Consider the following 13588-nt stretch of genomic DNA (forward strand, 5'->3'; position numbering starts at 1 on the left):
AAGATCCCGTTATAGTTATTTAAATATCGATAAGTTCGGCCATATCGCCTTTTTGCTGCAGCCAATGGCGGCGATCTTCCGCTCGCTTTTTCCCCAACAACATATCCATCAGCTGTTGCGTTTGCTCTTCGTCATCGATAGTGAGCTGTACCAAGCGCCGAGTATTGGGGTCCATGGTGGTCTCACGCAGTTGTAAGGGGTTCATCTCCCCTAACCCTTTGAAACGTTGAACATTGATCTTGCCGCGCTTATTACTTAAACGCTCCAAGATCCCGGACTTTTCATCCTCGTCCAAGGCATAAAAGACCTCTTTTCCACAATCAATCCGATACAAAGGCGGCATCGCGACATAAACGTGGCCACCTCTGACCAACGCGTGAAAATGTTGCATAAATAATGCGCATAGAAGGGTCGCAATATGCAGGCCATCTGAGTCCGCATCGGCCAAGATACAAATTTTATCGTAACGCAGGTGAGATAAATCGCTCGAGTCCGGATCGATCCCCAGCGCGACCGAAATATCGTGTACTTCTTGCGAGGCAAGTACTTGGTCTGCTGAGACTTCCCAGGTATTCAGGATTTTTCCTCGAAGCGGCATCACCGCCTGGAATTCTCGATCGCGCGCTTGTTTGGCCGACCCGCCTGCAGAATCCCCTTCGACCAAAAAGAGCTCGGTACGACTGGAATCTTGCATGGCACAATCCGTTAACTTGCCAGGTAATGCAGGGCCAGACGCCACTTTTTTACGCACCACTTTCTTGGCGGCACGCATCCGTCGATGGGCGCTGGCGATACAGACTTCTGCCAAGCGCTCAGCAACATGAGGGCGCTCATTAAGCCAAAGGCTGAACGCATCTTTTACCACGCCAGAGACAAACGCCGCACATTGGCGCGATGACAAGCGCTCTTTGGTTTGTCCGGCAAATTGCGGGTCTTGAATTTTAACCGAGAGCACGTAGGCACAACGCTCCCAAATATCGTCCGCGGTCAGCTTGACTCCGCGAGGCAATAGGTTGCGAAATTCACAAAACTCCCGCATTGCTTCCAACATACCTTGTCGTAAGCCATTAACGTGGGTACCGCCCTGTGGGGTTGGAATTAAATTCACATAACTTTCGGTGGTTAACTCTCCCCCATCTGGGAGCCAAATCACCGCCCAATCAGCGGCTTCACTTTGGCCACTAAATTCACCGATAAAAGGCGTCTCGGGCAGTACCTCATAACCTTTCACACTGTGTGCTAAGTAGTCTTTGAGACCGTCTTCATAGCACCAAGTAATGGTTTCATTGGTGTTTTTATCCGTCAGGTTCACCGTCAAGCCCGGACACAATACAGCCTTGGCTTTTAAAATGGTTTTCAAGCGCGTAAGCGAGAACTTGTCCGAATCAAAAAATTGGCTATCGGGCCAAAAATGAACGCGGGTACCTCGATTACGGCGTCCACATGTTCCGGTGACAGTCAAGTCTTGTACTTTATCGCCATTTTCGAACGCGATGTCATACACCTGACCGTCGCGTTTAACGCTGATCTCGACCCGATGAGACAAAGCGTTAACAACCGAAATACCCACCCCATGCAGGCCGCCACTAAACTGGTAGCTTTTATTGGAAAACTTACCGCCAGCATGGAGTTTACATAAAATCAGTTCGACTCCAGAGACGCCCTCTTCTGGGTGGATATCAACCGGCATCCCTCGCCCATCATCAATCACCTCTAATGACTGATCTGCATGAAGAATGACATCAATTTTACTGGCGTGACCGGCTAGCGCTTCATCGACACTATTATCGATCACTTCTTGCCCCAAATGGTTGGGACGGCTGGTATCGGTGTACATACCCGGACGTCGGCGCACTGGCTCGAGCCCATTGAGGACTTCTATCGATCCTGCGTTATAGTTTTGTTCTGTCATAATCGATTAGCTTAATAAATGTGATGACATGGTCAGCAAGGGGGATCCGCTTGTCAAGCGCGACCCCAGATTGCCACGAGTTTCTGTGAACTGCCATCCGAGTCATAATTGGCTTAGTCATCCGCTTAGCAGAGCACTTTGGCAGATAAACATGGGTGGACAAGGCATTGGTCAAAGCATGAGTGGACAAACATTGGCGTGGTAAGCAGATTATACGCCGAGAAATTGCAGTATCTCCTCGCAATAGCGCTCAAAGCCAATAAAACTATGATCGCCATGAGGCTCAACGGTCTGTTTGCTCGCGTTAAATTTCTCCACCGCCTGACGGTAATCTAATACTTCATCACCCATTTGTTGTAATAACCAAAAGCGAGAAGGCTCAGACAGCGTGGGCACATCAAGCTCACGCAGGGCGAGAATATCAGCGGCATCCAAGTGGTAATGTTCTTGGGTATAAGGGTTAACCTGCTCGCCAATATAGTCTTGCAATAGCTCATAAGGGCGAACCGCAGGATTCACCAGTACAGCAGGCAATTGATAACGTTCACTCAACCAAGTGGCGAGGAATCCCCCTAATGAGCTTCCGACCAATCCAAGTTGATGCGTTTCCCTATAGGCCTCTACCCGTTCAGAAAGTAAATCGATAGTCGGCGCGGGATGGCTAGGGAGTTGCGGGATCAATACATCAATATCAGGCCGGTAACGATGACAAAACTCACGCATTTGCGTGGCTTTTAATGAGTGTGGCGAGCTATTAAAGCCATGTAAGTAAAGTAACGCAGATGCCATGTTGATTAATACCCGCTCGAGTCAAAGTCAGGACGGAAGTAACGCCCAGTAACACGTTCAACTTGCGTGTCAATGTGTCCGTCAGGATAAAGTGTCAGCCAGCGCCAACCCGGGTTTTGGTTATCGAGGGCAAAATCATGCGAATCGGGCATAAACTGGATACAGGTTGAAGGCGCTGCCATCACACGCGCGCCTTGATGACGAATATCTAACGCCTGATGAATATGGCCACACACCACCACTTTCGCTTGAGGGTGGCGCGCCATAATCTGCCAAAACGCCTCTCGATTGACCAGTTTATGCTGATCAAGCCAAGTGCTTCCTGCCTCCAAAGGATGGTGATGCAATAGCACGAGCGCGTGTCGCTCTGGATAAGCACTTAAATCCGCATCTAAGCGTTTGAGTTGATCGTGGGATAATTCACCGTGCGGCACACCCGCGACCTGGCTGTCGAGCAAGATCATTTGCCAGTGCTCTCCTAATAAGACCTGCGAACGGGCCATCAAGGTGTTCGAGTGCAGCACCGCGCGCATTTCAGGCTGAAAGTCATGATTGCCTGGCAGCCAAAAGCAAGGCTGTTTCCAGCGCTGAATCCCGTCGACAAAACGGCGATATGACAATGCAGAGTGATCTTGCGATAAATCGCCCGTGGCAATAATGGCATCGAAAGGCTTCGATGTCGCACTGATTGCCTCTAACACGGCGTGATAGCTTTGAAGTGTGTTGATACCCAGCAAACTGCCCTGCTCATCGGCGAACAGGTGCGTGTCGGTAATTTGCAAGAGACGAATGCAATCGCCGTGGGCGTTATCTATCTGACAAGGCTGCAACGTTGAAAGTACCTTTGCTGGTTTAGTTTAACGATGATTTATACATAGGATTAGACGCGCTAATGCCACGACGCAAACAATGGCCGAGCCAATCCGATAAAAATGCATTCACTTGATGCTTTTCATCGCGCTGATGCATGCGCGGATTTGGGTAATCATAACGTGGTTTCAAACGCGAAATCTGCTGCGTGGTACACACTTCCGCCACGCGTGCGTCGTGATACAAGCGTACAGTCAGGTTAGCATGTAAATACGAAGGTGCGTCTCCTGGACTAAGCTGCGCGATATCAAGCAAGGTGGTATAACGCGTCGACTCGCGTACCACCAGCGCATATTCCTGACCATGAATATCGTATCGACAGACGCGACCTACCTCATCCGGCTGTGGCATCAGACGAACAAGCTTGGCGTAATTGGTTTCATAAAGGCGCATCATCGCCGATAAGTCGACACGATAATTAGTTTTCACGGGTACCTACTTGTTATTCGAGCCTACGCAATGCGTACACGATCGGTTATCGGTTTTAACGATCATCGCCGTGACGACTCGTCGCTTGTGCAAAAATCACGTTTAACGATTATAACTCTGACGCAATCTCGCCGCATTGAGTTCCAACCATTGTAAAGCAATGATCGAGGCTGCATTCTCAATTTCACCATCGACCACTTTTTGATACGCCTGCTCTCGAGAAAAACGATGAACAAGAATGTCTTCATTCTCAGTGTCTAGGCCATGAATCCCCTCGGCATCACTAGCATCCACAATGGCAACAAATACATCGAGTTGCTCAGAGCACCCACCGGAGCTGGATAAATAACGAGTGACATGTTCCATTTGCTGCAACAACAATCCAGCTTCTTCTCGCGCTTCACGGTGTGCCACTTGCTCTGGCGATTCATCGCTATCGATCATGCCCGCGACAATTTCTAACTGCCACGGCGTCGCACCCGCTGCCATCGCCCCGACGCGGATTTGCTCAAGCATGACCACCTCATCTCGCCCTGGATCATACGGCAATACCGCGACGGCGTGACCACGCTCAAACAGCTCTCGTACCACCGCACCGCTCCAGCCGCCCTCAAATAGACGATGACGAAACTGATAGCGTTGAATAGAAAAGAAGCCTTGATAAAGTGGTGAGATATCTTCAATCACGATATCGTCGCGACCAAATTGTCCGGGCGGATGGTCTGACATGCTAGCTCCTTATGATAGGCTGTCGCGGCGCAGTCTTATCACTGGCCCTGATTCACTGCAAACTTTAAACTTAACTTTTTTGATAAAAGTTACAACTATTTTTAAGTCCCATTTACAAATTGGATAGTTTACACTCAATGTCCTCACAAATTGTCAGTTTCACGCAAGCATAATTGCGTTAAGCTAGTAACTGTATATTTATCGAATAGCACAGATTCAGGGATTCTATCTATGAAAAAATTGCTCCCTCTGGCGTTAGGTTTGGCACTCGGCAGCGTAAGCAATGCAGCCTTTGCCGATGATCTCGCCCAAATTTACCAACAAGCGAAGCAAAGCGATCCCACTCTTAATCAAGCGGCCGCTGAACGTGACGCGGCGTTTTCCGCCGTGGATGCTACCCGCGGCACCTTGCTGCCTCAAATTGCACTTAACGCCAGTTACGCGATCCAACGCAATGACAGCGACGATAAAAGTGATAACGATGTCACTTCCGCCGATATCAGCCTTAGCCAACAAGTATTTAAGCGTGATAGCTGGGTGAATCTGGATATTAGCGAAATGCAAGCGCGTCAACTGGATGCCGCCTATGCTGCCCAGCAACAAGGGTTGATGCTGCGCGTGGCGCAAGCGTATTTTGATGTCCTACGTGCGATGGACAAGCTTGAGTTTATTCAAGCAGAAAAAGCGGCGGTGGGCCGTCAGCTTGAGCAAACCAAGCAACGTTTTGAAGTTGGCTTGTCGGCGATTACCGATGTGCACGACGCTCAAGCGCAGTATGACGCTGTGCTCGCCGATGAGATCTTGGCAGAAAACGCCCTCACCAACAGCTATGAAGGCTTACGTGAGATCACCGGCCAAGCGCCGAGAGACTTACGCGTACTCGATAAAGCGCGTTTTAGTGCCAGCAACCCGCAACAGCAACCCGCTGCTTTGGTGAAGACCGCAGAAGAGAAAAATCTGCAACTGCTGGCCAACCGCATTGCGCGTGACACCGCCAAAGAGCAGATTAGGCTCGCCAAAACCGGTCATCTGCCTACGTTGACGTTTAGCGCCAAATACGGGATGACGGATAGGGATAATCAGCACGATGATTTTTATTCCACTGATTACAATCAAGGCTCTGCCAGCCTTGATTTTAGCTTACCGCTCTTCACCGGTGGCAGCACCTCGGCTAATGTGGAAAAGGCGCAGTATGAGTATGTAGCCGCGTCACAAAGTCTGGAAGCCAAATACCGCAGCACGGTAAAAGATGTGCGCGCGTTCTATAACGACATTAATGCTTCGATTGGCGCGCTGCGTGCTTATGAACAAACGGTGATTTCAGCTCGCTCTGCATTAGAAGCGACAGAAGCCGGCTTTGAAGTGGGCACCCGTACCATTGTCGATGTGTTAGACGCGACACGACGTTTGTATGACGCCAACCGTAATCTCTCCAATGCGCGCTACGACTATATTCTTAGCCATTTACGCTTACGCCAAGCGACAGGCACCTTGTCTGAGCAAGACTTGCTCGATATTAACCAAGGGCTGGTGAAACAAGACTAGTCCATGCGTTGAATAAAAAAAGGTGCCACATCGGCACCTTTTTTTTGATCGCATAATCTTTTTATCGCATTATCCCAGCTGGCTCGTCCGGCCGTTGCGTTGATCGCTGACCTTATTTATACCGGGAACAAGGTTATTGCCCGCGACGAATCGATTCAATGATCTCAGTCGTTGAGCATCCTTCTTCGAAGTTAAGCACCTTGACCTCACCGCCATTAGCAAGCACCGCTTCAGCTCCGGCTATTTCACTGACCTGATAGTCGCCGCCTTTCACCAATAAATCCGGTAACACCGCACTAATCAGGCGCGCAGGCGTTTCTTCGCCAAAGGGTACCACCCAATCCACAGCGCCAAGCCCCGCCAAGACTGCCATGCGTCGATCGGTGGGATTCACCGGGCGACCTGGTCCTTTTAAACCTTGTACCGACGCATCAGTATTAACCGCGACAATCAGGCGATCGCCCAATTTAGCGGCTTCGTTTAAATAGGCAACATGACCGGCGTGCAAAATATCAAAGCAGCCATTGGTCATCACCACTTTCTCACCCCGTCCTTGCGCCACCTTAACCGCTTCGATCAGTTGCGATTCTGTGGTGACCCCAAAGCCGGACTCGTGCGAGCCGTGTATGGCTTCGGTTAACTCAATGGTTGATAGCGTTGAGGTGCCGAGCTTGCCGACCACCACACCGGCAGCGGCATTGGCCAGTGCACATGCGTGTTCGATCGGTTTGCCGGCAGCTAACGAGGCCGCCAGCACCGAAATGACGGTATCGCCGGCGCCGGTGACGTCATACACTTCTTTTGCTAGTGTCGGCAGGTTAAGTGGGGCGGCATCAGGACGAAGCAAGGTCATACCGTGCTCACTGCGGGTGACCAACAACGCGCCAAGCTCATAGTGTTCAATCAACGCTAAGCCTTTTTCTTCCAAGCTTTGATCGTCTGTCACCGTACCAGCCACGGCTTCAAACTCTGTCAGGTTTGGCGTAAGCAGACTGGCGCCACGATAGCGCTCGAAATCCGTCCCTTTGGGATCCACCAAGGTGGTCACGCCGGCTTGATTGGCGGCTTGGATCAGTGACTGCACCTGCGCCAATGCGCCTTTGGCATAATCCGATAAGATCATCGCCTGCGCCTTGGGTAAGGCCGCTTTCACTTTTACGAGCATCGGGGTGAGATCCACGCCCGCAAATCCCTCTTCGAAATCGAGCCGGATCAGCTGCTGATTGCGGCTCATCACCCGTAACTTAGTGATCGTCGGATGCGAGTCCAGCGCCACAAAGTCACAATTGACGTTTAAAGAGTCCAAGGTTTGGGTCAGCGCATCCGCTTGCTCATCCTTGCCTGTTAAGCCAATTAACTGGGTATGTCCCCCTAAAGCAGCGATGTTCATCGCCACGTTGGCAGCCCCGCCAGGGCGCTCTTCCGTTTGATTAATTTTGACCACTGGCACGGGGGCTTCTGGTGATATACGTCCGGTGGGGCCATACCAATAGCGGTCAAGCATCACATCACCGACGACCAGAACATTGGCTTGGTTATAATTAGGCAGGCTGAGTTTCATCTGGATCTCCGAATACTGTCGTTACCGAGCGATAGTAGCATAGCCAAAAACCAAATGGGGCGCGTACAGGCGTGCGCTGCGCACAATCTCGACATCCATCTGGCAGACAAGCACGGGACAGCCCCTGCAATTTACTCTACAATGTGGCGCCTGCCTGACGGCTGGTTTCATTTTTGTTTTCACGAGTCATTGACACTATGAGCGATTTTTCACCGCCTAAATTTCACATTGGATTTCTTCACCCTCGCTATCTTCACACTTGGCTCGGTGTGGGGCTGATGTACCTAGCCAGCTGGCTTCCCTATCGCGTTCAGTTTTACGCGGGGCGCGGATTAGGTCGACTGATGCATACGCTGATGAAACGGCGTGTGAAGATCGCCGATCGTAATCTGGCGTTGTGTTTTCCTGAAATGAGCCCCGCCTCGCGCCAAGCAATGGTGAAAGAAAACTTCGCCAACTCTGGCTTAGCCCTTTTTGAAACCTGTATGGCATGGTTTTGGCCCTCTTGGCGCATCAAAAAACATGTGGTCTATGAAGGCCTAGACCAACTTAAACACCTAGAAAATCAGGGGCAAGGGGTACTCGTTATCGCTGTGCACTCGATGAACTTAGAGTTGGGTGCGCGAGCCTTAGGTGAGGTCACTCCTGGCGTGGGTGTGTACCGTCCTAACAATAACCCTGTTTATGATTGGTTCCAGCACCGTGGCCGTACTCGGCACAACTGGGCCATCGACAGGAAAAACGTTAAAGCCATGATTCATCATCTCAAGCAAGGCGATAGGATGTGGTATGCACCGGATCATGACTACGGCCGACGCCGTTCAACCTTTGCGCCATTATTCGCCGTTGAGAAAGCGTGTACGACCACAGGGACGAGCTTACTCGCGCAAGCCGGTCACGCTGCTGTGGTACCGTTTTCGATTGTGAGAGATCGACGCGGTGGTCAGTACCGGATAACCATCCATTCTCCGCTGCAGGACTTTCCCAAGGACGCCGATGCGGCTGCCGTTGTCACCAATCGCGCGGTTGAGCAGTTAATCCTACAAGCGCCGGAGCAATATATGTGGTTACACCGACGCTTTAAAACACGCCCTGAGGGCGAGCCATCGCTTTATTGAGCATCGCACGCGGATCGCTGATTTACGACGCCTTTTCTGTCGCTAGCCATTGTTGCCAAGCTTGCATCACGGCATCGCGTTCGTCGAGGAATGCACTGGCTTCGACCTTGCCACTCTCTCCGGCCAAGTGGCTACGATGCAATGCATTGCGCATGCGGGTATACGCCGATTTCAGGCGCTCTGCTTGTGCCATCGTCATCACGCCAAGCTCGCCAGCTTGCTCAAAAATACGTGCGTTATCGCTGTAACGGGTTAACGCAGGTTGTGTGGCACTGTTGCCGAGCACCAGGTATTGAGCCAAAAACTCAATGTCAGTGATCCCGCCGCTATCTTGCTTGATCGAAAAGACAGTATGATCACGCGTCGCTTTATGCTGACGCATTTTTTCACGCATACCACTGACTTGCTCGCGCAATATGTCCTGATCGCGCGAGGCCGATAAAATGCGATGCCGCACCTGCGCGAACCCAGACTCAAGGTCGGGATCGCCGTCGATCATCCGCGCGCGAACTAACGCTTGGTGCTCCCACGTCCAGGCTTCGTTTTGTTGATAATCCGCGTAGGCCTCTAACGTGCTCACCAGCATCCCTGAGGTACCTGATGGGCGAAGGCGCGTGTCGATTTCATACAAAATCCCAGACGGAGTTCGGGTGGAGAAAAGATGCACAATGCGCTGCGCCAAACGCAGATAAAATTGCCGGCCATCAATCACTTTTCGCCCATCAGTCTCAACATCCGCCGGGCAGTCATGGAGAAAAACCACGTCGAGATCGGAATTGTAACCCAGCTCCCAGCCCCCTAACTTGCCGTAACCAATCACCGCAAAGCCACGTCCCTCTCGCTCGCCTAAGTGTGTCGGTTGGCCATATTTTTCCACCATCTGGTGCCAGGCCTGATTGACCACCGCCTCTACAATCGCCTCGGCCAAGTAAGTCAAATGATCACTGACCCGCATCACCGGTAAGACACCGGCAATATCTGCGGCGGCAATTTTTAATAGTTGCACTTGCTTGAACTGACGTACGGCCTCCATCTGCTGCTCCATGTCCTCAACCGGGATCCGTGCCAGATAATCGCGCAATTCGCTGCGATACGCATCAGGCGCAAGAGGTTGATACAAGTGGGTCAGATCCAACAGCTCGTCGAGCAATAAGGGATAGCGTGCCAGCTTTTCCGCTACCATGGGACTGGCGGTACAAAGCCGAAGGACTTGATCAATCGCCCCCGGATGTTCATCTAATAACTCTAAATACGTTGTCCGAGTGGCAATATTTAATAATAAATGGGTAATGTGCGGCAGAACCTGTTGAGGCTCAGGCAAGGTTAATAATTTACTTAACAACACCGGCATCAGACGATTGACCACCTCACGGCCACGTGGGCCAACGGTCCGTTTCGCCAGCTCCTGCTTAAACGTTAATAATTGCTCAGCAATATTGGTCTCCGGCACATCCAACCCTGTGAGGATCAATTTAGCGTTGTCGACATCGCGCGCCATCGCCCATAGATCGTGATACTCACTATCAACATCCATGTCGTTATCTTGTTCATCTTCGCCAATTAAGCCAGAGAAAACCTGATTGACCGCCTGCATGTGCCGCGCGATCTCCGCGTGTAAACTCGCCCAATCTTTGCTCCCCATGGCGAAGGAGAGACGATCCCGATCAAGCGCGTTATCGGGCAAGGTCTGCGTTTGTTTGTCATCAATGGCCTGCAATAAGTTCTCGACCCGACGCAAATAGCAGTAGGCCGCTTTTAACTGACTGACTTCAGCGGCTGGCAGTAACGCCAGTTCTTCTATCGCATCCAAAGTTTCCAGTAAGCCACGTTGACGCAAGCTGGGCTCTCGCCCCCCACGAATTAATTGGAAAGATTGTGCAATAAATTCAATTTCTCGAATGCCACCCGCACCCAGTTTAATATTATCCGTCAGTCCACGCCGACGTACTTCTCGTTGAATTAACTGCTTCATCCGCCTTAAAGCTTGTATCGCGCTAAAATCGATATAGCGTCGAAAGACAAAAGGACGCAGCATTTGTCTAAGCGTTTGATAACAGTCGTATTGCTCTTTGCCCATCACCCGTGCTTTGACCATGGCGTAACGCTCCCAATCACGCCCTTGTTCTTGGTAGTAATCTTCCAATGCAGAAAAGCTCATCACCAAAGGCCCACTGTCGCCAAATGGGCGCAATCGCATATCAACGCGATAGCAAAAACCATCGACGGTAGGCTGGTCGAGCGCTTTTATCAGCCTTTGACCCAGTCGCGTAAAGAATTGGGCATTGGCGATACTGCGCCTTGCTCCCTGAGTATCTCCATTTTCGGGATAGGTAAAAATCAAATCGATATCGGAAGAAAAATTGAGCTCACCGCCTCCCAATTTCCCCATCCCGAGTATCAACATAGGCTGAGGGTCGCCATCTGGGCTCATTGGCGTGCCCCAATCATAGCAACAACGCTGATATAACCAGTGATAAGCACTGAGGATCTGCGCCTCAGCCAAGGCCGATAAATGCTGTAAACTCGCCTCTACTGGCCACTGCTGATGAATATCGCGCCAAGCAATCCACACAAGTTCACGTTGCCGACACAAACGTAGTTGACGATGGAATTCATGCTCATCATTCACCGTCTCAAGCGCTGCCGTCAGTTCTGGCTGATAGCAAGCCTCGCGTGATACATCGCGGTGATGTTGATAAAGCCATTGCAACAATCCGTCAGTGTGCGTGAGCGCAGAGGCAATAAAATCGCTGCATACCAATGCCTTTTCCAGCTGGTCGCGGGCGGATCCTTGCCATTGGTCAAGTGCTTGGGGGGCGAATTCAGCCAATTGTGTCCAATGTTGATTCAGGTTGGCGGAAAGGGAGTCAGACAGCACCATGGGCATTCCTTTTGATAATTCCTTCATTTGACACTAACAAAAACGGCTCACTAATGCAGTGAGCCGTTATCTTTATCGGGACGTGAAGGGACAACGATTACACTTTAAAGGCATCGATCTTATCTTTCAGTGACTGAGCACTCTGCTCGACCATTTCAGCCGTTTCATGCAGCTCGCTCGCCACCGTCACTGAGGCCTGAACCAAGTCTTTAACATTGGTGAGGTTTTGATTCATTTCACCGGCCACCGAGGCTTGTTGCTCTGCCGACGAGGCAATTTGGAAGTTCATATCATTCAGTGATTGGATTTGAGTAACAATTTGCTCTAACTCGCCACCTGCCTGACTCACCGAGTCTACCCCGGCACTCGCCTCCGTCACACTGCGATCCATCAGTCCCACCGCTTTTTGTGCACTTTGCTGCAGTTGGGTGATCATATCTTGAATTTCAACCGTCGCTTCTTGGGTATGTTGTGCCAGCTTACGTACTTCATCCGCCACAACCGCAAAGCCGCGTCCTGTATCCCCCGCCCGGGCAGCTTCAATCGCGGCGTTAAGCGCCAATAGATTGGTTTGCTCTGAGATACCTTGAATGGTCACCACCACAGTACCAATTTTCTCCACTTGCGCGTCGACCTGACCGACGACTTGTGATGACTCACTAATGTCATTTGACAGCGCATTGATGGTATTAATGGTGGTGCTAACATGCGCTTGGCCACTGCTGGCTTGCTGACTGGAGCTTTCAGTCGCCTTAGCTGCTTCTCGGGTATGCTCTGCGACCGTTTGCACGGTGGCGCTCATTTCACTCATGGCTGACGCCAGTTGATCCATTTCATCGAACTGCTCTTTCGACGATTCTTTGGTTTCCGACATGCTGATGGTCATGATCTCGGCCAGAGACGACAGATCGTCTGACGCTTGTCGCTGCGCTTGAATCACGTCGACCAATTGCCGACGAGACGTTTCCAGCTCGCGCGCAAGATCGCCAAACTCGTCTTGGCTATTCATTTCAATCGGCTCACTCAAATCGCGATTCGCCAACGCACGAATCCTATCGGTCAGGTAGTTGATTTGGCGCAGCATGATGTTAGATCCACCCAGCAAGATCACCATAAAAGACACAATCATTACCGCAGTCTGCCACGCCACTTTGATGATATAATCTTGGTAATACGCTTGCGCTTCAGATGTGGGTTGCGAGGCCACTAACCACCAGTCGCTGTTGCCTACAGGCACGGCATACCCATGTCGCCCGCCATCATAGACGGTGTAACTGAACGGCTGTGACTGATTGATAAAAAGCTCAGTAATATCAGCGCCTGAGGTGTCATCCGGCACACGCAATTGATCAAATTGTCTCATGGAGGGGTGCGCCCAAATCTGACGCGTCTCGCCATTGACTAAAAATAAATACGCGCCTTCACTGAACTCATTGTTCATGGTGTCGACCGTCTCTCGCATCAGACGCTCTCCGTCCGGTTGCTCGATTAATGTGCCAGTCATTGCGGCACTGGAACGGGCAAGTTCTTGGGTCTGGCTTAAGGTGAAATCAATGACGGATTGGCGAAATGTATTGGCGTCCCACATCTGCTTACCGACCAAAATAATGGTACTAAAGACCATAAGAATCACGAGTTTTGGAATCAAGCGCAGATTGGTAACGGGTTTTTCCCACGCATAGAAGGTATGTTTAGCCATAATCCTGAAAGCTCCATGACCGCTATCAAGCCAACTGAGTGACCCAAACAAACGG

The 13588-nt window shown here is 50.9% G+C and carries 10 protein-coding genes; 2 read left to right on the forward strand and 8 right to left on the reverse strand.

The window, feature by feature from the left end; genetic code table 11:
• Positions 1-19: 19 nt before the first annotated feature.
• The 5 genes from parE to nudF all read right to left on the reverse strand — a co-directional run bounded on the left by parE (position 20) and on the right by nudF (position 4729).
• Positions 20-1912, reverse strand: a complete 1893-nt coding sequence (gene parE / locus BZG78_RS04440) for a DNA topoisomerase IV subunit B (RefSeq protein WP_077660485.1) — start codon at positions 1910-1912, stop codon at positions 20-22.
• 210 nt (positions 1913-2122) lie between these two features.
• Entirely contained in the window at positions 2123-2701 is a 579-nt protein-coding gene (gene yqiA, locus BZG78_RS04445; RefSeq protein ID WP_077660486.1) for an esterase YqiA, read from the reverse strand.
• A gap of 5 nt (positions 2702-2706) precedes the next feature.
• Positions 2707-3492, reverse strand: a complete 786-nt coding sequence (cpdA, locus tag BZG78_RS04450) for a 3',5'-cyclic-AMP phosphodiesterase (RefSeq protein WP_241824030.1) — start codon at positions 3490-3492, stop codon at positions 2707-2709.
• A 61-nt stretch (positions 3493-3553) separates the two neighbouring features.
• Complete coding sequence (locus BZG78_RS04455) at positions 3554-4000, reverse strand: DUF1249 family protein (protein ID WP_021023397.1); 447 nt, start codon at positions 3998-4000, stop codon at positions 3554-3556.
• 102 nt (positions 4001-4102) lie between these two features.
• Positions 4103-4729 carry an ADP-ribose diphosphatase gene (gene nudF / locus BZG78_RS04460; RefSeq protein WP_077660487.1) on the reverse strand — a complete coding sequence of 209 codons (627 nt, stop codon included), beginning with the start codon at positions 4727-4729 and terminating at the stop codon, positions 4103-4105.
• A gap of 231 nt (positions 4730-4960) precedes the next feature.
• Here nudF and tolC point away from each other — a divergent pair, with 231 nt between their 5' ends.
• Complete coding sequence (gene tolC / locus BZG78_RS04465) at positions 4961-6274, forward strand: outer membrane channel protein TolC (RefSeq protein ID WP_077660488.1); 1314 nt, start codon at positions 4961-4963, stop codon at positions 6272-6274.
• A 133-nt stretch (positions 6275-6407) separates the two neighbouring features.
• Here the strand turns inward: tolC and hldE are convergent, their stop codons facing one another.
• Positions 6408-7835: a bifunctional D-glycero-beta-D-manno-heptose-7-phosphate kinase/D-glycero-beta-D-manno-heptose 1-phosphate adenylyltransferase HldE gene (gene hldE, locus BZG78_RS04470; RefSeq protein WP_077660489.1), complete on the reverse strand. Its 1428-nt coding sequence runs from the start codon at positions 7833-7835 to the stop codon at positions 6408-6410.
• 197 nt (positions 7836-8032) lie between these two features.
• On the opposite strand from hldE, the gene lpxL reads away from it, so the two are divergent.
• The gene (gene lpxL / locus BZG78_RS04475) at positions 8033-8953 is read left to right on the forward strand and encodes an LpxL/LpxP family Kdo(2)-lipid IV(A) lauroyl/palmitoleoyl acyltransferase (protein ID WP_077660490.1); all 921 of its coding nucleotides are present in this window, start codon (positions 8033-8035) and stop codon (positions 8951-8953) included.
• A gap of 22 nt (positions 8954-8975) precedes the next feature.
• Here lpxL and glnE read toward each other — a convergent pair whose 3' ends face one another.
• Together glnE and BZG78_RS04485 are read right to left on the reverse strand one after the other, a co-directional pair.
• Positions 8976-11834: a bifunctional [glutamate--ammonia ligase]-adenylyl-L-tyrosine phosphorylase/[glutamate--ammonia-ligase] adenylyltransferase gene (gene glnE / locus BZG78_RS04480; protein WP_077660491.1), complete on the reverse strand. Its 2859-nt coding sequence runs from the start codon at positions 11832-11834 to the stop codon at positions 8976-8978.
• A 97-nt stretch (positions 11835-11931) separates the two neighbouring features.
• Entirely contained in the window at positions 11932-13533 is a 1602-nt protein-coding gene (locus tag BZG78_RS04485) for a methyl-accepting chemotaxis protein (RefSeq protein WP_077660492.1), read from the reverse strand.
• Positions 13534-13588 lie beyond the last annotated feature (55 nt).

The sequence above is a fragment of the Salinivibrio sp. MA351 genome, from assembly GCF_001996065.1.
Taxonomy (GTDB): Bacteria; Pseudomonadota; Gammaproteobacteria; order Enterobacterales; family Vibrionaceae; genus Salinivibrio; species Salinivibrio costicola.

Excerpts from the sequence above, each read along its gene's own strand:
- hldE (WP_077660489.1), bottom strand. The coding sequence starts at position 7,835 with ATGAAACTCAGCCTGCCTAATTATAACCAAGCCAATGTTCTGGTCGTC.
- parE (WP_077660485.1), bottom strand. The coding sequence starts at position 1,912 with ATGACAGAACAAAACTATAACGCAGGATCGATAGAAGTCCTCAATGGG.
- glnE (WP_077660491.1), bottom strand. The coding sequence starts at position 11,834 with ATGGTGCTGTCTGACTCCCTTTCCGCCAACCTGAATCAACATTGGACA.
- lpxL (WP_077660490.1), top strand. The coding sequence starts at position 8,033 with ATGAGCGATTTTTCACCGCCTAAATTTCACATTGGATTTCTTCACCCT.
- BZG78_RS04485 (WP_077660492.1), bottom strand. The coding sequence starts at position 13,533 with ATGGCTAAACATACCTTCTATGCGTGGGAAAAACCCGTTACCAATCTG.
- nudF (WP_077660487.1), bottom strand. The coding sequence starts at position 4,729 with ATGTCAGACCATCCGCCCGGACAATTTGGTCGCGACGATATCGTGATT.
- tolC (WP_077660488.1), top strand. The coding sequence starts at position 4,961 with ATGAAAAAATTGCTCCCTCTGGCGTTAGGTTTGGCACTCGGCAGCGTA.
- yqiA (WP_077660486.1), bottom strand. The coding sequence starts at position 2,701 with ATGGCATCTGCGTTACTTTACTTACATGGCTTTAATAGCTCGCCACAC.